Here is a 21473-nt window from a genome sequence, read left to right as displayed (position 1 = left end):
GTTCGGATGGCGGACGCCAAGCTGCGGATCGACAAGTGGTTGTGGCAGGCGCGGTTCTTCAAGACCCGCAGCCTGTCCGCCAAGCAGGTCACTGCAGGCCATGTGCGTGTGAATGGCAACAGGGTCCTGAAAGCTTCTCAAGCGGTGGGGCCGGGGGATGTATTAACGTTCCCTCAAGGGCGGATCGTGCGGGTTGTTCGCGTTGAAAAACTGGGCGAACGACGCGGACCAGCGACCGAGGCGCAAACACTTTATTCGGATTTGACCGAAAAGCAGGACACGCCTCCGCCAAATCCGGGGTTTGGGGGAAAAGGTCGTCCGACAAAGAAAGATCGGCGCGCGCTTGATCTTTCTCGCATTCAAGATAGCTGATCATATCTTGAAGCCGACGCAATACTGATTTAGCTAGACGCCCAAAGCGCAAACGGGAAACTCACCATGACCTATGTTGTCACCGAAAACTGCATTGGCTGCAAATTCACCGACTGTGTCGAAGTGTGTCCTGTGGACTGTTTCTACGAAGGTGAGAACACGCTAGTCATTCATCCAGATGAATGCATTGACTGTGGTGTATGCGAACCGGAATGCCCCGCAGACGCCATCCGCCCCGATACTGAACCTGGAATGGATCAGTGGGTCGAGTTCAACCGGAAGTATTCGGAAATGTGGCCCGTGATCGTCACCAAGAAAGATCCGCTGCCCGAGGCCGAGGAACGTGATGGTGAAGAGGGCAAGATGGAGAAATATTTCTCTGAAGCACCGGGTGAGGGCGGTTAAGCGATTCGCCTAACCAAAACTTTCCGCTGAACGGAGAAAAGCGCCGTAAGCGGTTGTTTCGAAATGGATTAAACCCGGGTTGAGCGGGTTCTGCTTTCGTATGTCGCATTTTTGTGATATACTCAGTAACTGAATGATGACTGAGTTGGGGATGTACTCCGTAAGTATGAACGCTTTGGAGTTGTGATTTTTTGACAAGACAGCCGCCTGACCGAGCCGATTTTGGCGCGGGCCGGTGTGTTTTGTTGTCTGTGCCCACCTCATTTAACCAAGGATGAACCTGTATGTCTAAGTCGAAAAAGCTTGAGTTCCGCCCAAACGATTACGTTGTTTATCCTGCGCATGGCGTAGGACAGATCATCTCGATCGAAGAGCAGGACGTCGCGGGATTTTCGCTTGAGCTGTTCGTGATCTCTTTTGAGAAAGACAAAATGACCCTGCGGGTCCCAACCAACAAGATTACAGAATCGGGCCTTCGGTCGCTCAGCTCGCCCGACGTTATCAGTCAGGCGATGAAAACCCTAAAGGGCAAGGCCAAGGTGAAGCGCGCTATGTGGTCCCGTCGTGCGCAGGAATACGAGCAAAAGATCAATTCCGGCGACCTGATTTCGATCGCTGAGGTCGTGCGCGACCTGCACCGCACCGACGATCAGCGCGAGCAGAGCTATTCCGAGCGTCAGCTTTATGAAGCAGCGCTTGAGCGGTTGACACGCGAAGTTGCCGCCGTTTCCGGTGCGGGCGAAGTCTCGGCCGCTAAGCAAGTAGATGAGGTTCTGACCTCTCGCGCCGCCTGATATTCAGGCATTTATGCAATTTGGGCCGTTCCTGAAAAGGGGCGGCCTTTTTTGTGCCCGGTCGCTTGGTAAGTCGGGCGTTTGTGGGTATTTTTGCTGCCAGCCAAGGCAGGTACATGGATAAGTTAAAACAAAATCTCAAGTATCTTTACGTCGCGCATGACCCTGTCTGCGTCTGGTTCAGGTACGGTTTGATCCTGTTCGATGCGGTTACAATCATATTCTTCATTTCAACCGCGCATATCCCGCATGGCCCCGGCATTACGATTGCCAGCCTGGTTGTAGGCCTTCTGATCCTGATGGATTTTTCGGCCCGCTTGTGGATTGCTAAGGATCGCTGGAAGCTGTTTTTCAAGATCTATACGCTGGCGGATTTGGTGGTCATTGTATCTTTGATGCTTGATCCGCTCTTGTCGGGAAACCTGGCGTTTCTACGAATCCTTCGTGCGCTGCGTTTGATCCATTCCTATCACTTACTGCGGGATTTACGGCGCGACAGCGAGTTTTTCCGAACGCATGAGGACGCGGTGATCGCTGCGATCAACCTGTTGGTCTTCGTCTTTGTGACCTCGACCGCGGTACTGGTGTTTTTTATCCCCGAAGACAGCCAAACAGCCTATATCGACGCGCTCTATTTCACGATGGCAACGCTGACAACAACGGGTTTTGGCGACATCACTCTTGCCACGCCGGGCGGCAAGTTGTTTTCGGTTTTCATCATGGTCGTGGGCGTGGCGCTTTTTGTGCGTTTGGCGCAAGCCATTTTCATGCCGCAAAAGGTGCGCCACAAATGCCCAAGCTGTGGGCTGTTTCGCCATGATCCAGATGCCGTGCACTGCAAACACTGCGGGGCGACCATACGGATCGAAACGGGAGGGGCGTCTTAACCCTGCGCCGCGATGACCATGAGGATGGTGATCTCAGACAAGACCTGCGAGGCCCCCAAGACATCACCGGTTTGCCCGCCGATTTTTGTTTTCGCGACTATGGCGATCGCGAAAGCGAGTATTGATCCAAACAGAATGACCCAAAATGTGCTTAGGCCAAGCAGAAAGAAGGTCAAAAGCAAAGCAATCCCCAAACTCACGAACGTAGCCGCAACGGTGGGGGCCCCAACTGAGTGGCTCAGCCCTGACTGGCGTGCGTTTGGAAGTGCTGTCATCAAAACCGGCATCACCGCGCGTGACAGAACGCAGGCCGCCAGAATGCCGCCGAGATTACCCGCTGTCAGTAGGGTCCAAACTAGGGCGACGCGCAGCAGTTGCGACAGCATTAGCGCCAGAACACCATATGTCCCGATATGGCTGTCTTTCATGATTTCCAAACGCCGAGCTGGTGTGAAACCACCCCAAAAGCCATCAACGGTATCGGCTAGACCGTCCTCGTGCATCGCACCGGTTGTGATGATAAGGACCGCGACCGCTACGACTGCGCCGACGATCGGAGGCAATCCGGCATACAGTACAAGCCAAGCCGCGGCACAGCCCAGCAGGCCCACCACAAGCCCAACCAAAGGAAAAGCCCATGCCGCGCGGGCCTGACGTGAAAAGACAGGCTCAGGCAAACGCGGGATGGGAAGTCGGGTCAACAGGACCAGCGCCAGCGGGATATCCCAAAGGGAAATGAACCTCGTGTCGTTTTTTAGCACTTCCGCGCCTTTCGGGGTCTTGTTGGTTTAGTTGCTTCGGTTAAACACACAGGACCACTCTGATGCAACGAGGCTTTGGATGCTGCCTGAACTTAACGATCTGAATTCCTTCCTAGATGCCCTGATACAGGCTGACGGCCCTGATGATAGCGCCTTGCAAGGTGCCACTGGTCGCAACGGTCAGTTGACCAAGCCGCCTGGGGCGTTGGGGCGTCTGGAAGATCTGGCAATTTGGTATGCCAGTTGGCGCGGAGATGCGCGGCCTCAAATCAAAGCGCCTCAGGTGATTGTCTTTGCCGGGAACCACGGTGTTACTGCGCAAGGCGTTTCGGCATTTCCGCCGGAAGTCACAGTCCAGATGGTTATGAATTTCGAACATGGTGGGGCTGCAATCAACCAGCTGGCCAAGGCTGCTGGCGCAAAGATGGATGTCCATGCACTGGAATTGGATCGACCCACGGCGGATTTCACCGCTGGCCCAGCGATGACCGAGGTCGAGCTGCTGGACGCACTCCGTACAGGATGGAATGCCGTGGATACAAACGCTGACCTCTTGGTGGTTGGCGAGATGGGGATCGGCAACACGACGCCTGCCGCCGCTATCGCGTGCGCCCTGTTTGGTGGCGAGGCTGCCGACTGGACCGGGCGTGGAACCGGGGTGGATGATGCCGGTCTGGCCAACAAGACCCGCGTCGTGGCGGAAGGTGTCGCGCTTCATGCCGGATCAGGTGACGGAGTGGAAATCCTGCGCCGTCTTGGCGGTCGCGAGATTGCCGCCATGGCCGGAGCAATTGCAGCTGCGCGCGTTTTGCGGATACCGGTCCTTTTGGATGGTTTCATCTGTTCGGCCGCCGCGGCTTGCCTTGCTGATGTGATTCCCACCGCACTCGATCACACCGTCGCAGGCCATCAAAGTGCCGAAGGGGCTCATGGGGCCGTGTTGGATAAGCTTGGTAAAACGCCGTTGCTGAACCTGGGCCTGCGTCTGGGCGAGGGGTCGGGTGGAGCGTTGGCGATCAACATCCTAAAAAGCGCTGTCGCCTGCCATTCAGGCATGGCGACCTTTGCAGAGGCGGGCGTTTCGGACGGTTAAACCGTTTGGCCTGACCGATCAGAGGTCAGGCCGACTTTTGAGCGTGTTTCTCGGCCAGTTCCAACAGCTCGGTTTCCAGATCCTTCTCAAGCTGGCGTGCGCGCTCGATGTATTTTTTATTCTCGGCCGTTGGCATGCCCGGAATCCAAAGCTCAGCCAGCTCTCGCACCGCTGTTCGGTCGTGGTGATAAAAGGTCTGCTCGGCCTGCGCGGCCTCGTACTCACTAAGGCCGATATTCTCCAGAACATAACGTCCGGCACGTAATGAGCCGTCGAACATCTCGCGTACGATGTCATTCGCCCCGGCCTGATATAGCTCGTAAACATGGGTCCGGTCATGTGCACGGGCGATAATGTGAAGGTCTGGGCGTTGGCGTCGTGCGAAGCCGACCAGCCGGGTGACGGTTTTCGCATCATCCATCGCAGCGACTAAAACCGATGCTTTTTCCAGCCCTGCAGCCCGCAGCAGTTCCGGGCGGGTCGGGTCGCCAAGGAACCCTTTCACCCCGAAACGACGCATAAGCTGGATTGTCTCAATGTTGTGGTCGAGGACAACGGTTTTGAAGCCGCTCGCCTGAACCAGACGGTTGACGATTTGTCCGAACCGTCCGATGCCAGCGATGATGACCGGGCCCTTTTCGTCGATCTCATCGGGTTCTGGTGTGGGTGAGTTATCGTGGATACGCCGCGATACAAGGTCATAAATGATGAACAAAAGCGGCGTGATCAGCATGGTCAGCGCGATGATCATCAACAGTTTTTGAGACAAGTCCGGCGGAATTACATTCTGTTGGGTCGAGAAGGCCAATAACACGAAACCAAACTCGCCCGCTTGGGCCAGCCCCAACGTAAACAACCAATGGTCGCGCCCCCGCAGCTTGAACGCGCGCCCAACCAAAAACAGGATGAGACCTTTAGCAAGGATCACCAGTAGTGCCAGACCAATCAGGTCTAATGGGTCGTTGAAGAAATACGCAACATCTATTCCCGCACCGACTGTGATAAAGAACAAGCCGAGGAACAGGCCCTTGAAAGGCTCTAGGTCGCTTTCCATCTCATGTCGAAATTCTGAGCTTGCCAACACCACGCCGGCCAGAAACGCGCCGAGGGCAGGGGAAAGGCCAACAAGCGTCATCAGAAACGAAATCCCGACCACAATCATCAGTGCCAGCGCGGTATACATTTCGCGCAGGCGGGTCGCGTGGATAAAACGGAAGAGGGGACGGGTCAGGTAAACGCCCGCCAGAATGACAAACGCGATAGCCCCTATGGTGACCAGCGTTACCGCCCAACCGGGAAGACCCTCGACCAGTGATAGGCTGTGATGGGCTGCATCATGCAAGTCCTTGCCGCCGCGTGCGATAGAGCCGTCGTTGTTGATTTGCGGGATCGCGGGCAATGCCAACAAGGGCAACAAAGCCAGTATTGGAATAACGGCGATGTCTTGTGTCAGCAGGACAGAAAAGGTGGCGCGTCCGCCGTTGGTTTGCATCAGTCCCTTCTCGGACAGGGTTTGCAAGACGATCGCAGTAGATGACAGAGACAATGTCAGCCCAACCGCTAGCGCGACAGACCAGGGATGATTTGCGTACATGGCCACACATGCAATGACAGCGGTGGACAACAGCACCTGCAGCCCACCAAGGCCCAACAAGCGGTCTCGCATGTCCCACAATGCGCGTGGTTCAAGTTCTAACCCGATCAGGAACAGCATCATGACCACGCCGAATTCCGCCACGTGCTGCAGGCTTTCCGTTTCCGCGCCGACCAATCCGAACATCGGCCCGATGACAATGCCCGCGGCCAGATACCCCAACACGGACCCGAGCCCCAGGCGCGCCGAAAGCGGAACTGCGATCACGGCGGCCGCCAGATAGATCGAAGCCTGGTAAAGGAAATCGTCCATAGTGCCCTCTTGCTCGAGTCAGGTGGGTAGCGGCGCGTCGCGCTTGAGTTGGTCCATTACGATCTGGCTTTGCACGCGTGCAACGGCAGGATGCGGCAGTATCACCTGATGAAGCAAGCGATTGAGTGCGGATAGATCGTCGCAATAGACATGTAGCAGATAGTCTGCCTCTCCAGTCATCGTCCACGCGCTTGTGATTTCAGGGCGGGTGTCGACCATACGGGCAAAACTTTCGGATTGCTCTGGGCCATGGGTGCCTAAATGCACTTGAATGAAACCTTGTACCTGAAGACCAAGGCGCAAAGGATCGAGCCGCGCCGTGTATCCGGTTATGTAGCCTTCCGTCTCAAGCCGTTGGCGACGACGCCCGGCCTGACTGGCAGACAGGTTCAGCATCTCGCCAAGCTCATGGGCGGTCAGGTGCGCGTTCTTTTGGAGGGCTGACAACAACCGCGTGTCAGTGGAATCCAGCATATGCGGCGTTTCTCCATAAATATTCATAAATATGCGGAATTATCGCGTATGAAGTTAGTTTACATGAAAAATACGCGCAGAAACAGCGCTTGATAAGACATATTTTGGAATCAGCAAAGAAATTCCTGTTATGGAGGAGACACGCCATGGGTCCTTTCCCTCACAATGCCCCGAAATCTGCGATTACGCCCGAAAACCCAGCCGGAACGGATGGTTTCGAATTTGTCGAGTTTGCACATCCCGAACCGCAGGAACTTCGCGAACTTTTTGCAAAGATGGGGTTCGAATTAGTCGGCCATCATACGGATATGCCTTTGGTCGAGTTATGGCAGCAAGGCGACGTGACATACATCCTGAATGCCGACCCCGATAGTTTTGCGGCCAAGTTCGTGCAAGAACATGGCCCCTGTGCGCCTGCCATGGGGTGGCGCGTTGTGGATGCGCAGAAAGCCTTTGAGCATGCGGTGTCGAAAGGGGCCGAGCCTTATGAGGCCGCGGACAAAACCATGGACGTACCTGCCATCAAAGGCATTGGTGGTTCACTGATCTATTTCATCGACCAGTATTACGATACTTCGCCCTACAATCAGGAATTTACGTGGACCAAGCAGTCCAAGCCACGTGGGGACGGGTTCTACTATCTCGATCACCTGACGCATAACGTCTACAAGGGCAATATGGACAAGTGGTTCAAGTTCTACGGTGATCTGTTCAACTTCCGCGAAATCCGTTTCTTTGACATTCAGGGTAAGTTCACTGGCCTCTACAGCCGTGCTCTGACCTCGCCATGTGGGCGCATTCGTATTCCGATCAACGAAGATCGCGGTGAAACGGGGCAGATCGTCTCGTACCTGAAGAAATACAAAGGCGAAGGTATTCAGCACATCGCTGTCGGCAGCGAAGATATCTACGCATCGACTGACGCGATCGCCGAGAAAGGGCTGAAGTTCATGCCGGGCCCGAACGAGGCCTATTACGCCATGTCCAAAGAACGCGTTGCTGACCATGAAGAGCCGCTGGATCGCATGATGAAACACGGCATCCTGATTGACGGCGAGGGTGTACTCGACGGCGGTGAAACACGTATCCTGCTGCAGATATTCTCGAAAACTGTCATCGGGCCGATCTTTTTCGAGTTCATTCAGCGAAAAGGCGACGATGGATTCGGTGAAGGCAACTTTCAGGCGCTGTTTGAGTCGATTGAACGCGAGCAAATTGAAAGTGGTGAAATTTCAGCCGCTTGACGCTGGAATTTTATAAACGACTGAGGCGGTGCAGAAATCATGCGCCGCCTTTTCACGTCCGCTAACTGCGGGGCATACGCAGGGTAACGTTCTGGCCGCGCTTTTGGTACCGAAGTTCACTGTCGCTGATCGCGATGACGTTGCCGCCATCTATTCGATCTCCGACCTTCAGTTTCTTGTAGCGGCCGCTGGGCAAACGCACCAGTGCGCGGCGGTTCGCCGGTGTGCCATAGACGCCGATCAGGTTTAGCTTGCGCAGGTTTATCGCGTTGTCGATCGTGGCCTGCCGCGCGACCGAGGCTGACGACGGGATTTTCGGTGAAACCGCTTTTGGCTGGAACGAGCCGGGCTCATCTGCGGGCGGCTGCACTGCTGCCGTCGATCCAAGGCTCGCGGTACTTGACTGCGCAGGCCTGGACAATCCAGCGGGTCGTGGTTTTGGCCGAGGAGCCACCACGACAGCTAGAGCAGTCGGTGTCTCGTCGATCTGGGGTCTTTGCTGCAGGGATTCAGGGCGCTCTTTGGGGCGCACCCCAGCGAGTTCGTCGCGTGTGCGTCCACCAAGTTGCGCGCGCTCGAATTGTTCAATCAAGTTGGCTGGGCGCGGGTTGGGGCGCAGCTCGGCCAATCTGGAACTAGGCTCTTCTTCGATTGGCTCCTGCTCAAACCGAACGGGGACTTCCGGTGGAACTTTTGCAGGGCGACCCAGGTAAACCAACACGCCGTCCGGATTTAACGTGCCCTCAACCGATGCTGTTACAAGCCCGCGTTCGTCCAAATCAAAGCGTTGGCCTGCGGGGCTGGGTTCGTTGACTTGATCAAACGGTTCATCTGCCCCGTATGTGCTGACCAACGGCAACGCTACCGCATCCCGAGAAAGATCGGACCTGTCGATTGAGGCAAGAAACTGAACATCCGACTGCTGTAAGTCAGGATCTGGCAAGGCTTCGGGCGTAACAATCCGTGCGCCTGCATGTATTTGTTCCGGCTCTGGTTCGGGTTCAGGATTGCGAGCCACCTCTTCAACCACTGTCGGAGCGATTTTCAATGCCTCGAGGATCGCTGCGTCCGTAGCTGAAAGTTCGGTTTCTTGGCCGCCACTGGTATCTGGAAGCGCCTCTATCGGTGCAACCTCGGCCGTTTCCGGTTCTTCAATCGACTCGGGCTCCTGGGCTGCGGTTGGCTCGGGCTCCGGGGCTGCGGCTGGTTCGGGCTCCCCAACGGTTTCAGGAACTTCTACCGGTTCAGGTAGTGCGGCGATGACCTCTGATGGCTCTGGCGCAGGCTGAGTTTCAGCCGGTTCGGCCTGCGCTGTGTCCACCTGAGGCTGTTCCGAGGGGCTGATCAATGCCCAAGCCACAATCGCGGTCACGAACACTGCGGCCGCGGCACCCGCTGGGATGGCATAAGCGGGCAAAACCTTGCGTTCAGCGCCCTGACTTTGACTGCCATGTACGGCGAGCGCTACGGGCCGAAACTCTGTCGGCGCTTCACCATCGGCAATCGCGTGAACGGGCGGCTCTTGAACCGGGACTGGTGTAGTATCTTCGTCAGTCTCGGCGGTTTCTTCGACCAAAAACTCAGGTGTTCCCGGATACTCTTGCTCGTCGGTTGGTACAGTAACCTGGATGGGTCGGAAACCGTGTTCGCTTGCGAAAGTGTGGGCCTCGTCCAGTGTCTGACGGGCCATGGCAGCAACATAAGTTACCCCGTCTTGTGTTTCAGTGTCATAGACAAGCTCATCCAGCGAATATGGCGTCGCTTCTGTCAGCGCATCCTGAACTCGCTGTTGTTGGTCTGAGATGTCGGCGCTTTCAGCTTCGACTTTGAGAAACCGGACCTGATCTACGGGCAGCACCAGTTTGCACGTCAACTCGTTTTCCAGGGCGAACGCCTTGTCACGCAGCGCGTTTACTTCGGCGTTCAGGTCCTCAACATCCAGTGGGACCTCGCCAATGCAAAACCATTCTCCGTCGGAAAAGTGGTGCAAGGAAATTCCGGCAGTAGAAAAAGACAGCGCAAAGGCGGGTATCATAATCCGGATGAACCATAATTATCAGCGTCACAACAGACGAAACATCGCCTGCAGGCTGACAATAAAGCAGGATCTTGCCGAGGAAAAGAAAAAGGCAAGCATTCCTCTTGTTCAGCAGACACCCGCCACCCCATGTAATTTGAAACGACTTTGGAGGGAAAACCTTGAAGAAATTCGCTTTTTTGGCCGCAGCAATCGCTGTGGCGGCCGCTGGAATGGCCCATGCGGAAGAACGTCACATCACCGTTAGCGCGGTTGGTGTGGTCCATGCTGAACCCGATATGGCGACGATTACTCTTGGTGTTACGAATGAGGACACTCAGGCGTCAAACGCCATGAGCGCAACTTCGGACGCTGTGTCCAAGATTCTCACCCGTTTGGATGGGATGGGGATTGATGCCCGCGATGTGCAGACGCGGGATGTATCGCTATCTCCGGTTTGGTCAGGGCGCGGAAACTCAACGGCTGAAAAACCTGAGATCACGGGTTTCGTTGCATCGAACCGTGTCATTGTGCGTGTACGTGATTTGGACCAGCTCGGCTCGGTTATGGATGCGGTCATTCAAGACGGTGCAAACGACTTTGGTGGTCTCAGCTTTGGCATTCAGGACCCCAAACCGCTTGAAACGGAAGCGCGTGCAAAGGCCGTTGCCGAGGCAACAGCAAAAGCTGAACAACTGGCGCAGGCGGCAAATGTCACCTTGGGTCCAGTCGGTAAGATCAGCGAGCAGGTGGGCAGCGTGCGCCCGGCCGCTCAGATGCGAGAGTTCGCTTCCGCTGACGCCGGCGGAGTACCTGTCGCTGGCGGAGAGGTCTCTGTCTCGGTCACTGTTTCCATGGAATTTGGGATCTCGGACTGAATTTAGCCCTTAGAGCGGGCCTGCAGTGCAGTTCGTTGCTGGCCCGCCGCGTCAAAATTGTCAGCAGATAGCCAGGCCTCAAAAGCCGCACGAATACGCGGCCATTCGCTATCCAGAATTGAATACCAGGCGGTGTCGCGGTTGCGGCCTTTATAGTGGGTGGCCTGTCTAAAAATGCCCTCGAAGGTAAAGCCCAAACGCTCGGCCGCCTTGCGCGATGGGGCGTTTAGCGCGTCGCATTTCCATTCGTAGCGTCGGTATCCAAGTTCGTCGAAAACGCGACGCATCATCAGGTACATGGCCTCAGTCGCCATTGGGGTTCGTTGAAGCAGGGGAGAGAAGTGAATGTACCCAACTTCAATAACCCCACTTTGCGGTTGAATACGCAGGTATGTGGCATGCCCGACGGGATCACCGTTGCCATCCAGAACTGTGAAAAACAAAGGATCGCTGCTGCTTTGACACTTCACCAGCCAGTCTTGGAATGCGTCCGGCGACGTGATGGGGTCTTCGGGCAGATACGTCCAGTTCGCACCAGACGGATCCTGTGAAAACGCCCGGAACAATCCGGGCGCATGCGTTTTCGCGCCTAATGGAACGACCGAACAGTATCGCCCCACCATCGGACTGCGCGGCGGGGCTGGACGCGGGAATTCGCCCGAGACCGGCAGGCCAATGGGTTGGCCAAGCGCGTTCGTGTCATGTTCGGCCATGTCCTCAGGCGCTGGCTTTGCTGAGTGCCTGATCCAGATCGGCGATCAGGTCGTCGGCGTCTTCGATTCCAATAGAAACCCGAACAACACCCGGACCGGCACCTGCGGCCTCTTGTTGTTCCGGTGTAAGCTGCCGGTGTGTAGTCGAGGCCGAATGGATAATCAATGATCGCGCATCGCCAAGGTTCGCCACATGGCTGAAAATCTCGAGCGCATTCACCAGCTTCACACAGGCGTCATAGCCGCCCTTGACCGCAAAGGTGAACAGCGCGCCTGCACCCTTCTTGTACTGGGACTTGACCCGGTCATGGTAGGGTGACGAGGGCAGGCCCGCATACGTCACATAGTCCACACGATCATCCGCCTCGAGCCATGCCGCGATTTTCTGGGCGTTTTCCACGTGACGCTCCATCCGCAAGGACAGGGTTTCGATCCCCATCAAGGTGTAGTGCGCGGCCTGAGGGTTCATTGTCATGCCCAAATCACGCAGGCCGATGGCGATGCCGTGGAAGGTGAAGGCCAGCGGGCCGAATGTCTCGTGGAATTTGAGGCCGTGATAGGCGGGCTCTGGCTGGCTGAGTGACGGGAATTTGTCATTCGCCGACCAGTCGAACTTGCCCGAGTCCACAATGCAGCCGCCAGTAACAGTCCCGTTGCCGGTCAGGTACTTTGTGGTCGAATGCACAACCAATGTCGCACCATGTTCAATGGGTCGGCACAGGTAGGGCGTGGCCGAGGTGTTGTCGACGATCAGCGGAACGCCCGCTTCATCGGCCACATCCGCTAGGGATCGGATGTCGGTGACATAGCCGCCGGGGTTGGCGATGGATTCGCAGAAGACGGCCCGCGTGTTTTCGTCGATTGCAGCTTTCACCGCATCCAGGTCGTCCGTGTCGACGAACTTAGCGGACCAACCAAAACGTTTGATCGTTTGACTGAACTGCGTGACGGTACCCCCGTAAAGGCGGGTCGAGGCCACGACGTTGCAGCCGGGGCCCATCAGCGGGAACAATGCCATGATCTGCGCCGCATGTCCCGACGAACAACAGACCGCGCCCACGCCGCCTTCAAGGGTTGCCACGCGTTCCTGCAGGACAGCTACGGTTGGGTTGGTCAGGCGCGAATAGATAAAGCCCACTTCTTGCAGGTTAAACAGCGCTGCGGCATGTTCAGCATCCCGGAAAACGTAGGCAGTGGTTTGGTAAATCGGTGTCTGACGAGCGCCAGTCGCTGGATCAGGGCGCGCGCCCGCATGAATTTGAAGCGTGTCAAAACCGTAGGTTGGGCCGTCAGACATCGTTGAAATCTCCCTTTGGAATGTTTGTTGCAGAATCTCTAGGCGATTGAGGGCTTGCGCACAACAATCCTGTCACCGCATCCAAAGACCTTTGCTTTTGATCTGATTGCGGAGTGCTTGTTCGCGTTGCGGCAGGTTATCGCGATCGAACATCGCGCGGATTTTGTGGCCTTTTTGCTGGATCACCAGTTTCTTGATCGGCTCATAGGCCTTCAGCACTTTCTTGATGCGATTTGGTGCCACCACGGCCTCCAACACGTCGATCACGTGATCGCTCTCGCGTGCATATAGCAGGGGAAACAAGCGATAGTGGCAGGTGACCGACCCATCCAGCATACCTGTTGGCAGAACATCGCGGCCGCCCCCAAGCGAGTGAATGACCAGGGGCAGGGCAATCTGGTCCAGCCAGGGATCCAACGTTTGACCCGCCAATTCGGGAATTTCGTCATCCCGGATCGCGCGTGCATAATCCAGAAACAGTTTGCCGAATTGCCGGGGGCATTTGTAAAAAAAGTATCCGGCATTGAAATACAGGTAGCGGCGCCAGTAATCGTGCGGCTGTTCCTTATCCATCGAACTGTCAAAATCCAGCCCGAACTGACCGTAAAGCGCCTGCCATATTCCGTCGAAGTCCGGACCATAGAGGGTTGGGCGAGGCCACGTGCCTTCGACCTTTTGCGACGCTCCGGGGCGGTCAAAGTCAAATGGAACGCTGTTGATGTCCCCTGTGATCAGCGTGTCGCTGTCGAAAAAGACAAATGGTTCGCCCTCTGGCAGGGCGCTGAGTGCCTCGATTTTATTGCCGTAGGGATAGCTTTCACCAAAGACCTGATTGTCGAACGGCAATATCTCGGCACCCAATTGTTGCAAGGCTTTCAGAACATCTTCGTTTTGAATGCGAGGGTCATTTGACCAACGTGGACCGGGTTGGGGAACGGCGACAAACAGGCGGCCTTCGAAGTTTGGGCTGCTATGGCGAAGAGACGCGGCAAACAGCACAGCCTCGTATTGCAAACGATTATCTTGCCCGATGATGACGATGTTGAACTTTGGGGGCCTGGCCTGCATCGAAGGTCTTTCAGGAGTTCGGCCGTTGACCGGCACGCAGCAATTTCCGTTTGCGCCACAGTACGCATGAGGCACAGACAAAACCAGATGTGAAGGGCTGTCTTCGCGATGAAATTTGAAAATCGCCGAGACCTACCCATTTTATGCAGGGACGCCGCAGCAGGAGAGAGCACATGAGGGTCAACGCAGATTTCACCAAACGCGTCGCCGTTCATTTCGACCAGAACGAATGGGTTGCTTCGCCAGCAGCAGGTGTCGAGCGCAAGATGCTGGATCGCATTGGCGAAGAAGTCGCCCGCGCAACGACGATCGTTCGTTTTGCACCCGGCAGCGCCTTTGCCGCGCATACGCATGACGGGGGCGAGGAGTATCTGGTTCTGGATGGTGTCTTTCAGGATGAAACGGGCGACTTTCCTGTCGGAAGCTACGTGCGCAATCCGCCGACTTCGTCACATACACCTTCGGCGAAAGAGGGCGCGACGATCCTGGTTAAGCTACACCAGTTTGATCCTGATGATCGCACAGAAGTACGCCGGTCGATTAATGGCGTTGGGAACGTTCAACTGTATAAAGACACCGGTGAAGATGTACGGGTTCTGGCAATGGCTCCGGGTGAAAGTCTTGATCTGGACGCAGAACAAGGTCTTGAGCTGTTTGTAATCGACGGCATGGTCACCGAAGCGGGCGAGGATTTTGCGACTTGGGATTGGCTCAGATTACCGCCCGGATCACGTTCATCTGCTACCGCCGGAGAGGCGGGCGCACGTGTCTGGGTGAAAACGGGACATCTGTCGCAGATGGTGTGACGCCTGACGTCGCCGCAAAAACAGGCATTCATTTCGGAAACCGGGTCAAAAGGCCCGGTTTTTGCATTTTTTGACCAATTGGCAAATTTTACCAATTGATAAAATTTCAGACTATGGCAAGCTGATCCCATAACGAACATATCTACAGGGAGTAGAGCGATGGCACAGGGCCAGATTGCCCCCGGCATAGTCTCCGGTCGGCTTTCCAGCGATGAGCTGACCTCGAATTTCACGGATTTACATCCTCCGCTTGCCGCGCACGAAGCCGCCGTTGCAGCTGACAGATGCTATTTCTGCTATGACGCGCCATGTGTGACTGCGTGTCCGACGGATATCGATATTCCGTTGTTCATGCGTCAGATTCAGGCAGGTCAACCCGAGGCGGCGGGCGAAACGATCCTTGCGCAGAATATTCTTGGCGGAATGTGCGCGCGTGTTTGTCCGACTGAAACACTATGCGAAGAAGCGTGCGTTCGAGAGACGGCCGAAGGATCACCGGTCGAGATCGGGCGCTTGCAACGTTACGCAACCGACAGCGTAATGGTATCGGGCGACCATCCGTTTGAACGTGCAGCGGCAACGGGAAAGACAGTTGCTGTTGTCGGGGCAGGTCCCGCGGGTCTAGCTTGCGCGCACCGGCTGGCGATGCTGGGCCATGATGTGGTCATTCATGAAAGTAAGCCTAAGCCCGGCGGTCTGAACGAGTACGGAATTGCCGCCTATAAATCGACAAACGATTTCGCGCAGGCCGAGGTAGACTGGCTGTTGAAAATCGGTGGCATCACGATCGAGACGGGCTCTGTGCTTGGCGAAAGACTCTCGCTGGATGGTCTGGTCGAAAACTATGATGCTGTGTTTTTGTCCATTGGTCTGGCTGGGGTGAACGCCCTGCGTGCAGGCGGCATTGACAAGGACGGCGTCCGTGCCGCGGTCGAGTTCATTTCGGATGTGCGACAGGCGGATGATCTTGCCAGCTTGCCTGTGGGTCGAAATGTCGTGGTTATCGGCGGCGGCATGACGGCAGTCGACGCTGCGGTAAAGTCCAAACTGCTTGGGGCCGAGCATGTCACAATCGCCTACCGTAGGGGTCGCGACGCGATGGGAGCAAGCCGGTATGAACAGGACCTTGCCGCTTCGCATGGCGTAAAGATCATGACCAATGTTCAACCCGTAGCCATTCATGGAAACGGGGCCGCGGCAGAGATCGAGTTGGAATATACGTCCAGCCATGATGGCCAGCTGACCGGTACGGGTGAGATGATCCGCGTGCCTGCTGATCAGGTGCTCAAGGCGATTGGTCAAACCTTGGAGGGTGCGCCAGAAGGGCTTGCGCTGGATGGTAACAAGATTGCTGTCACAGGAGCCGGTCGCACGTCGATGGCAGGTATCTGGGCCGGTGGCGACTGTGCTGCGGGCGGCGAGGACCTGACCGTAACTGCCGTGGCTGAAGGCCGCGATGCCGCGATGGATATCCACGCGAGCCTGACTGCGTGAAACTTACAGTTCAAGATGCCAAATTGCATCAGGGAGGCCGGATAGATGGCTGATTTAAAGACAAACTTTCTGGGCATCGAAAGCCCCAACCCATACTGGTTGGCTTCGGCGCCGCCGACCGACAAAGAGTACAATGTCCGCCGTGCATTCGAGGCCGGATGGGGCGGTGTGGTTTGGAAAACACTCGGTGCCGAAGGCCCGCCCGTCGTAAACGTCAACGGCCCTCGTTACGGCGCGATTTATGGTGCGGATCGACGTTTGCTGGGCCTGAACAACATTGAGTTGATCACCGATCGACCGCTTGAGGTCAACCTCGAGGAAATGGCTCGAGTCAAGGCGGACTACCCTGACAGAGCCCTGATCGCGTCCATCATGGTGCCTTGCGAAGAAGGGGCCTGGAAAGAGATTCTGCCACGCGTTGCGGAAACCGGGGCGGACGGTATCGAACTGAACTTTGGCTGTCCCCACGGCATGAGCGAGCGCGGTATGGGGTCAGCCGTCGGGCAGGTTCCGGAATACATCGAGATGGTGACCCGATGGTGCAAGAAATACTATGATCGTCCAGTCATCGTAAAACTGACGCCCAACATCACTGATATCCGTAAACCCGCCGAAGCCGCAAAAAATGGCGGTGCGGATGCGGTTTCTCTGATTAACACGATCAATTCGATCACAAGTGTAAATCTGGACACCTTCAGCCCCGAGCCCTCAATCGACGGAAAGGGCAGTCATGGCGGATATTGCGGCCCAGCGGTCAAGCCAATTGCGCTGTCGATGGTTTCAGAGATCGCGCGGGCGCAGGCTACGCATGGTCTTCCGATATCGGGCATCGGTGGTGTGACCACGTGGCGCGACGCGGCCGAGTTTATGGCGTTGGGGTGTGGCACCGTTCAGGTGTGCACGGCCGCCATGACTTATGGCTTTAAGATCATTGACGAGCTGACGGCCGGCCTGTCCAAGTGGATGGATGAGAAAGGCTATGAGGATGTGTCACAGATCGTTGGGCTGGCAGTGCCGAACGTGACGGATTGGCAGTATCTGAACCTGAACTACGTGGCCAAAGCCAAGATTGATCAGGATCAGTGTATCAAATGTGGTCGGTGTTACGCCGCATGTGAAGATACGAGCCACCAGGCGATTTCGATGTCTGACGACCGGGTTTTTGAGGTGATGGACGACGAATGTGTCGCCTGCAACCTGTGCGTCGATGTGTGTCCGGTCGATGGGTGTATTTCGATGGTGCCCATGCAGGCTGGAGAAGTTGATCCGCGTACTGGTCTTGAAGTTCAGCCAGACTATGCCAACTGGACGACGCATCCGAACAATCCGATGGCGAAGGCGGCTGAGTAAGAGATTTTTCGTCGAAAAATCTTGGTAGAGAAAATTCGACGAATTTTCTTAGAACAGGATATCGATGGGGCCACCATGGCAGACCACGATGTATTGATTGGCGGTGCGGATTAGGTGAAATCCGCGCCGCTTTATCTCTTTTTGGAAACGTTCGTGCCCGACCTCCCGCTCGACCCAAGCGATTGATCTTCGCACCACGGCACCGCCCTTCGCGGATTTGGTGGAAAACATCTGTGTGATCCAGGGTTCGGGGTTTGGGCGCAGTGTAACCATACCGCGACATTGTATCTTCTAAGTTAACAGCAGCTTAAGGGGTCAGGAGTTTGCGATAAAGCGTATCGATAAACGGTTCGGCACCCTCAAATGGATCTTCGTCGCCCAAGATCGCCCTTACCTGAACATCGAAATCCGCGTAGTGCTGCGTTAATGCCCAAACCGAAAAAATAAGATGGTAGGGATGCAATCGCGCAATTCTCCCTTGATCCATCCAATCTGTGAGAATCGCGGTTTTCTCATCAACCAACTGTTTTAGGTCCGTAGATAGCGACTCGTGAATTCGCGGCGCGCCCTGTACAAGCTCGTTGGCAAATAGTCTGCTTTCGCGCGGCAGGTCGCGGCTCATTTGCAGTTTGCGCCGGATGTAGGACAGTATCTCTTCCATCGGATCGCCTTCGGCATCCAAATCATGAAGCGGGGCAAGCCAAACGTCCAGAAGGCCCGACAAGAGCGCGGTGTGGATAGCCTCTTTCGAGGGGAAGTAATACAGTAGGTTCGGTTTGCTGAGACCTGCCTCGGCCGCGATCTGGTCGACAGTTGCACCGCGGAAACCATGCGCAGAAAACACGTTCAGTGCGGCTTCGAGTATCGCGGCGCGGTTCTTTTTCTGAATTCGGGTTGGGGCGCGGTCTTTGGGCATGTTTTCAGGTTGTCTCTTTTTCCGGCACGCGGGCGGTGAATAGGTCAAAAAAACCGACGGTGTCCTGCAATTTCTTGACTGATCTCGAACCCGTGATAGCGTGAGTTTGACCAGATGGTCAAATCAAGACACCAAAAGCGAGCCAAATCGCAAGCAACAGGGAAAAGTAAGATGGCAGCTCCTGCGCAGAACCTCAGGATCAATGGCGACAGGCTGTGGGACAGTCTGATGGAGATGGCGAAGATCGGCCCCGGTGTTGCAGGCGGGAACAACCGTCAAACGCTGACGGATGAAGACGCAGAGGGGCGCGCACTGTTTCAAAGGTGGTGTGAGAACGCAGGTTGCAGCATGGGTCTGGATCAGATGGGCAACATGTTTGCCCGCCGTGAGGGAACGGATCCCGACGCGCTGCCGGTTTATGTTGGCTCGCACCTGGACACGCAGCCCACGGGCGGCAAGTATGATGGCGTTCTGGGTGTTTTGGGAGGGCTGGAGATCATCCGAACGCTGAACGATCTTGGCATCAAAACCAGGCATCCGGTCGTTGCGACCAATTGGACGAATGAGGAAGGAACACGTTACGCGCCCGCGATGTTGTCGTCAGGTGTTTTTGCAGGAATGCATACGCAGGATTGGGCCTATGAGCGTGAAGACGCTGAGGGCAAAAAGTTTGGCGATGAGTTGCAGCGGATTGGCTGGCGCGGAGATGAAGAGGTTGGTGCGCGAAAGATGCGCGCATTCTTTGAATTGCACATTGAGCAAGGTCCGATCCTAGAAGCCGAAGGAAAGGACATTGGTGTTGTCACCCATGGTCAGGGCTTGAGCTGGACACAGGTTACAGTGACTGGCAAGGATGCCCATACCGGGTCAACCCCTATGCCAATGCGTAAGAATGCGGGTTTGGCGATGGCCCGTATTTTGGAAAAGGTGGATGAGATCGCGTGGTCGCATGCCCCTCATGCCGTTGGGGCTGCTGGTCACATAGACGTTTTCCCGAATTCGCGGAACGTTATTCCGGGTAAGGCTGTATTCACGGTAGATTTCCGGTCACCCGATCTGGACGTGATTACGGATATGGAAAACCGTCTGAAGGTCGCGGCCGAGGATATCGTCAACGAAATGGGCCTAGAGATTTCGTTTGAAAAGGTTGGGGGGTTTGAACCCGTTGAATTTGACGAAGGCTGTGTCGCAGCCGTTCGCAATGCGGCTGAGCGTTTGGGGTATTCGCATGCGGATATCATTTCAGGTGCCGGGCATGACGCATGCTGGATTAACCGGGTTGCGCCGACGGCCATGGTGATGTGCCCATGTGTTGATGGCTTAAGCCACAACGAAGCCGAGGAAATCAGCAAGGACTGGGCTGCGGCCGGGGCGGATGTGCTGTTTCATGCAGTCGTCGAGACGGCGGAAATCGTGGAATAGGGGGCGCTGCCCCCGTCGCCCGAGGGGCGACTCCCCCGGGATATTTATAGCCAGATGAAGCAAGCGGCGCAGACCGCATCAGGGAGTATAAGATGAGCACTGTGATCAAGAACGGAACCGTGGTTACCGCCGATCTGTCTTACAAAGCGGATGTCATGGTTGAAGATGGTGTTATCACTGAAATCGGGCTGGACCTGAAGGGTGACAAAGAACTGGATGCAACCGGTTGTTATGTCATGCCGGGCGGGATTGATCCTCATACACATCTTGAGATGCCGTTCATGGGCACATATTCCAGCGACGATTTCGAAAGCGGGACGCGGGCTGCGCTGGCGGGTGGCACCACGATGGTGGTGGATTTTGCACTGCCAAATCCGGGTGAAAGCCTGCTGGACGCGTTGAAACGCTGGGACAACAAATCGACCCGCGCAAATTGCGACTATTCCTTCCACATGGCCGTGACGTGGTGGGGCGAGCAGGTGTTTGACGACATAAAGACCGTAATCGAGACGCGCGGTATCAACACGTTCAAACACTTCATGGCCTACAAAGGCGCGCTGATGGTGAACGATGATGAGTTGTTCGCTTCGTTCAAGCGTCTGGCTGAGTTGGGCGGGATCGCCATGGTTCATGCCGAGAATGGTGATGTCGTCGCCGAGCTCAGCGCCAAACTGTTGGCTGAGGGCAATTCCGGCCCCGAGGCACATGCTTATTCCCGCCCGCCGCAGGTTGAAGGTGAGGCCACGAACCGGGCCATCATGATTGCCGACATGGCGGGTGTACCGCTTTATGTGGTGCACACGTCCTGTGAAGAGGCACATGAGGCCATTCGTCGGGCCAAGATGCAGGGCAAGCGCGTATGGGGTGAGCCTTTGATCCAGCACCTGACCCTGGATGAGAGCGAGTATTTCCACCACGATTGGGACCACGCGGCGCGGCGGGTCATGAGCCCACCATTCCGCAATAAGCAGCATCAGGACAGCCTGTGGAACGGGCTGCATTCTGGCACGTTGAGCGTAGTGGCCACCGACCACTGCGCCTTTACGACCGAACAGAAACGCTATGGCGTTGGGGATTTCACCAAGATTCCCAACGGCACCGGTGGGTTGGAAGATCGGATGCCGATGCTGTGGACCCACGGAGTTAACACCGGGCGGCTGACCCCGAATGAGTTTGTGGCTGTGACGTCAACGAACATTGCCAAGATATTGAATTGCTACCCAAAAAAGGGGGCGATTCTAGTCGGAGCGGATGCAGATATCGTTGTCTGGGACCCCGAAAAGACCAAGACGATCAGCGCGGATACCCAGCAATCTGCGATCGACTACAACGTATTCGAGGGCAAAGAGGTCAAAGGTCTGCCACGCTTTACCCTGTCGCGCGGTCAGGTTGCAGTTCATGACGGCGAAATCCGCACGCAGGAAGGACATGGCGCGTTCGTGGCACGTGAACCGAATGGGCATGTGAACAAGGCGTTGAGTACCTGGAAAGAGCTGACCGCGCCGAGACCTGTAGAGCGGGCGGGCATCCCTGCGACTGGCGTGTAACGTGGTCGGGCCGCAGGCGCTGTGGTCCA

21 protein-coding genes are annotated in these 21473 nt (G+C 56.0%); 12 read left to right on the top strand and 9 right to left on the bottom strand.

The genetic code is table 11. The annotated features are described in order from the left end of the window. Positions 1–6 precede the first annotated feature (6 nt). The 4 genes from ACR0DG_RS10570 to ACR0DG_RS10555 all read left to right on the top strand — a co-directional run bounded on the left by ACR0DG_RS10570 (position 7) and on the right by ACR0DG_RS10555 (position 2458). Complete coding sequence (locus tag ACR0DG_RS10570) at positions 7–372, top strand: RNA-binding S4 domain-containing protein (RefSeq protein WP_480697631.1); 366 nt, start codon at positions 7–9, stop codon at positions 370–372. A 66-nt stretch (positions 373–438) separates the two neighbouring features. Further along, a complete protein-coding gene (gene fdxA / locus ACR0DG_RS10565) occupies positions 439–777 on the top strand; it encodes a ferredoxin FdxA (RefSeq protein ID WP_480697629.1) in 339 nt (112 codons plus the stop codon). 284 nt (positions 778–1061) lie between these two features. Then, the gene (locus ACR0DG_RS10560; RefSeq protein ID WP_480697627.1) at positions 1062–1571 is read left to right on the top strand and encodes a CarD family transcriptional regulator; all 510 of its coding nucleotides are present in this window, start codon (positions 1062–1064) and stop codon (positions 1569–1571) included. Between the two features lie 116 nt (positions 1572–1687). Continuing rightward, positions 1688–2458 carry an ion channel gene (locus ACR0DG_RS10555; RefSeq protein WP_480697625.1) on the top strand — a complete coding sequence of 257 codons (771 nt, stop codon included), beginning with the start codon at positions 1688–1690 and terminating at the stop codon, positions 2456–2458. Here ACR0DG_RS10555 and cobS read toward each other — a convergent pair. Then, on the bottom strand, positions 2455–3219 hold the full coding sequence (cobS, locus tag ACR0DG_RS10550; protein ID WP_480697623.1) for an adenosylcobinamide-GDP ribazoletransferase: 765 nt from the start codon (positions 3217–3219) through the stop codon (positions 2455–2457). The genes ACR0DG_RS10555 and cobS overlap by 4 nt on opposite strands. A 79-nt stretch (positions 3220–3298) precedes the next feature. Here cobS and cobT point away from each other — a divergent pair, with 79 nt between their 5' ends. After that, entirely contained in the window at positions 3299–4312 is a 1014-nt protein-coding gene (gene cobT, locus ACR0DG_RS10545) for a nicotinate-nucleotide--dimethylbenzimidazole phosphoribosyltransferase (RefSeq protein WP_480697621.1), read from the top strand. 25 nt (positions 4313–4337) lie between these two features. On the opposite strand, the gene ACR0DG_RS10540 is transcribed toward cobT, so the two are convergent. Both ACR0DG_RS10540 and ACR0DG_RS10535 read right to left on the bottom strand, forming a co-directional pair. Then, a complete protein-coding gene (locus tag ACR0DG_RS10540) occupies positions 4338–6218 on the bottom strand; it encodes a monovalent cation:proton antiporter-2 (CPA2) family protein (RefSeq protein ID WP_480697619.1) in 1881 nt (626 codons plus the stop codon). An 18-nt stretch (positions 6219–6236) separates the two neighbouring features. Further along, complete coding sequence (locus ACR0DG_RS10535; RefSeq protein ID WP_480697617.1) at positions 6237–6692, bottom strand: Lrp/AsnC family transcriptional regulator; 456 nt, start codon at positions 6690–6692, stop codon at positions 6237–6239. A gap of 146 nt (positions 6693–6838) precedes the next feature. Between ACR0DG_RS10535 and hppD the strand changes: the two genes are divergently transcribed. Beyond that, the gene (gene hppD, locus ACR0DG_RS10530) at positions 6839–7936 is read left to right on the top strand and encodes a 4-hydroxyphenylpyruvate dioxygenase (protein ID WP_480697615.1); all 1098 of its coding nucleotides are present in this window, start codon (positions 6839–6841) and stop codon (positions 7934–7936) included. Positions 7937–7997: 61 nt separating this feature from the next. Here hppD and ACR0DG_RS10525 read toward each other — a convergent pair whose 3' ends face one another. Continuing rightward, positions 7998–9971, bottom strand: coding sequence for a DNA polymerase III subunit gamma/tau domain-containing protein (locus ACR0DG_RS10525; protein WP_480707142.1), 1974 nt, complete (start codon positions 9969–9971; stop codon positions 7998–8000). Positions 9972–10135: 164 nt separating this feature from the next. On the opposite strand from ACR0DG_RS10525, the gene ACR0DG_RS10520 reads away from it, so the two are divergent. Continuing rightward, entirely contained in the window at positions 10136–10831 is a 696-nt protein-coding gene (locus ACR0DG_RS10520; RefSeq protein ID WP_480697612.1) for an SIMPL domain-containing protein, read from the top strand. Between the two features lie 2 nt (positions 10832–10833). Here the strand turns inward: ACR0DG_RS10520 and ACR0DG_RS10515 are convergent, their stop codons facing one another. The 3 genes from ACR0DG_RS10515 to ACR0DG_RS10505 form a co-directional block, all read right to left on the bottom strand. After that, on the bottom strand, positions 10834–11544 hold the full coding sequence (locus ACR0DG_RS10515) for a GNAT family N-acetyltransferase (RefSeq protein ID WP_480697610.1): 711 nt from the start codon (positions 11542–11544) through the stop codon (positions 10834–10836). A 4-nt stretch (positions 11545–11548) separates the two neighbouring features. Beyond that, positions 11549–12841, bottom strand: coding sequence for an O-acetylhomoserine aminocarboxypropyltransferase/cysteine synthase family protein (locus tag ACR0DG_RS10510; protein WP_480697608.1), 1293 nt, complete (start codon positions 12839–12841; stop codon positions 11549–11551). A gap of 72 nt (positions 12842–12913) precedes the next feature. Continuing rightward, on the bottom strand, positions 12914–13909 hold the full coding sequence (locus ACR0DG_RS10505; RefSeq protein WP_480697606.1) for a hypothetical protein: 996 nt from the start codon (positions 13907–13909) through the stop codon (positions 12914–12916). A gap of 173 nt (positions 13910–14082) precedes the next feature. Here ACR0DG_RS10505 and ACR0DG_RS10500 point away from each other — a divergent pair, with 173 nt between their 5' ends. The 3 genes from ACR0DG_RS10500 to preA all read left to right on the top strand — a co-directional run bounded on the left by ACR0DG_RS10500 (position 14083) and on the right by preA (position 17559). Continuing rightward, the gene (locus ACR0DG_RS10500; RefSeq protein ID WP_480697604.1) at positions 14083–14715 is read left to right on the top strand and encodes a cupin domain-containing protein; all 633 of its coding nucleotides are present in this window, start codon (positions 14083–14085) and stop codon (positions 14713–14715) included. A gap of 159 nt (positions 14716–14874) precedes the next feature. Continuing rightward, positions 14875–16209, top strand: coding sequence for an NAD(P)-dependent oxidoreductase (locus ACR0DG_RS10495; protein WP_480697602.1), 1335 nt, complete (start codon positions 14875–14877; stop codon positions 16207–16209). Between the two features lie 45 nt (positions 16210–16254). Beyond that, complete coding sequence (gene preA / locus ACR0DG_RS10490; RefSeq protein ID WP_480697600.1) at positions 16255–17559, top strand: NAD-dependent dihydropyrimidine dehydrogenase subunit PreA; 1305 nt, start codon at positions 16255–16257, stop codon at positions 17557–17559. 48 nt (positions 17560–17607) lie between these two features. Here preA and ACR0DG_RS10485 read toward each other — a convergent pair whose 3' ends face one another. Both ACR0DG_RS10485 and ACR0DG_RS10480 read right to left on the bottom strand, forming a co-directional pair. Further along, the gene (locus ACR0DG_RS10485) at positions 17608–17832 is read right to left on the bottom strand and encodes an N-(5'-phosphoribosyl)anthranilate isomerase (RefSeq protein WP_480707140.1); all 225 of its coding nucleotides are present in this window, start codon (positions 17830–17832) and stop codon (positions 17608–17610) included. A 34-nt stretch (positions 17833–17866) separates the two neighbouring features. Beyond that, positions 17867–18475: a TetR family transcriptional regulator C-terminal domain-containing protein gene (locus tag ACR0DG_RS10480; RefSeq protein WP_480697596.1), complete on the bottom strand. Its 609-nt coding sequence runs from the start codon at positions 18473–18475 to the stop codon at positions 17867–17869. Between the two features lie 171 nt (positions 18476–18646). On the opposite strand from ACR0DG_RS10480, the gene ACR0DG_RS10475 reads away from it, so the two are divergent. Together ACR0DG_RS10475 and hydA are read left to right on the top strand one after the other, a co-directional pair. Next, the gene (locus tag ACR0DG_RS10475) at positions 18647–19897 is read left to right on the top strand and encodes a Zn-dependent hydrolase (RefSeq protein WP_480697594.1); all 1251 of its coding nucleotides are present in this window, start codon (positions 18647–18649) and stop codon (positions 19895–19897) included. Positions 19898–19989: 92 nt separating this feature from the next. Continuing rightward, positions 19990–21444, top strand: a complete 1455-nt coding sequence (hydA, locus tag ACR0DG_RS10470; RefSeq protein ID WP_480697593.1) for a dihydropyrimidinase — start codon at positions 19990–19992, stop codon at positions 21442–21444. Positions 21445–21473: the final 29 nt, after the last annotated feature.

The organism is Ruegeria sp. BG8 (genome assembly GCF_056538325.1).
Note: the sequence above shows the minus strand (reverse complement) of the source record. Positions and strands in the feature narration are given on the sequence as shown.

What these genes read in the sequence shown, in the direction of transcription:
- ACR0DG_RS10570 (WP_480697631.1), top strand. Translation starts at nt 7, where the DNA reads ATGGCGGACGCCAAGCTGCGGATCGACAAGTGGTTGTGGCAGGCGCGG.
- fdxA (WP_480697629.1), top strand. Translation starts at nt 439, where the DNA reads ATGACCTATGTTGTCACCGAAAACTGCATTGGCTGCAAATTCACCGAC.
- ACR0DG_RS10560 (WP_480697627.1), top strand. Translation starts at nt 1,062, where the DNA reads ATGTCTAAGTCGAAAAAGCTTGAGTTCCGCCCAAACGATTACGTTGTT.
- ACR0DG_RS10555 (WP_480697625.1), top strand. Translation starts at nt 1,688, where the DNA reads ATGGATAAGTTAAAACAAAATCTCAAGTATCTTTACGTCGCGCATGAC.
- cobT (WP_480697621.1), top strand. Translation starts at nt 3,299, where the DNA reads ATGCTGCCTGAACTTAACGATCTGAATTCCTTCCTAGATGCCCTGATA.
- ACR0DG_RS10540 (WP_480697619.1), bottom strand. Translation starts at nt 6,218, where the DNA reads ATGGACGATTTCCTTTACCAGGCTTCGATCTATCTGGCGGCCGCCGTG.
- ACR0DG_RS10535 (WP_480697617.1), bottom strand. Translation starts at nt 6,692, where the DNA reads ATGCTGGATTCCACTGACACGCGGTTGTTGTCAGCCCTCCAAAAGAAC.
- hppD (WP_480697615.1), top strand. Translation starts at nt 6,839, where the DNA reads ATGGGTCCTTTCCCTCACAATGCCCCGAAATCTGCGATTACGCCCGAA.
- ACR0DG_RS10525 (WP_480707142.1), bottom strand. Translation starts at nt 9,971, where the DNA reads ATGATACCCGCCTTTGCGCTGTCTTTTTCTACTGCCGGAATTTCCTTG.
- ACR0DG_RS10515 (WP_480697610.1), bottom strand. Translation starts at nt 11,544, where the DNA reads ATGGCCGAACATGACACGAACGCGCTTGGCCAACCCATTGGCCTGCCG.
- ACR0DG_RS10510 (WP_480697608.1), bottom strand. Translation starts at nt 12,841, where the DNA reads ATGTCTGACGGCCCAACCTACGGTTTTGACACGCTTCAAATTCATGCG.
- ACR0DG_RS10505 (WP_480697606.1), bottom strand. Translation starts at nt 13,909, where the DNA reads ATGCAGGCCAGGCCCCCAAAGTTCAACATCGTCATCATCGGGCAAGAT.
- ACR0DG_RS10500 (WP_480697604.1), top strand. Translation starts at nt 14,083, where the DNA reads ATGAGGGTCAACGCAGATTTCACCAAACGCGTCGCCGTTCATTTCGAC.
- ACR0DG_RS10495 (WP_480697602.1), top strand. Translation starts at nt 14,875, where the DNA reads ATGGCACAGGGCCAGATTGCCCCCGGCATAGTCTCCGGTCGGCTTTCC.
- preA (WP_480697600.1), top strand. Translation starts at nt 16,255, where the DNA reads ATGGCTGATTTAAAGACAAACTTTCTGGGCATCGAAAGCCCCAACCCA.
- ACR0DG_RS10485 (WP_480707140.1), bottom strand. Translation starts at nt 17,832, where the DNA reads ATGGTTACACTGCGCCCAAACCCCGAACCCTGGATCACACAGATGTTT.
- ACR0DG_RS10480 (WP_480697596.1), bottom strand. Translation starts at nt 18,475, where the DNA reads ATGCCCAAAGACCGCGCCCCAACCCGAATTCAGAAAAAGAACCGCGCC.
- ACR0DG_RS10475 (WP_480697594.1), top strand. Translation starts at nt 18,647, where the DNA reads ATGGCAGCTCCTGCGCAGAACCTCAGGATCAATGGCGACAGGCTGTGG.
- hydA (WP_480697593.1), top strand. Translation starts at nt 19,990, where the DNA reads ATGAGCACTGTGATCAAGAACGGAACCGTGGTTACCGCCGATCTGTCT.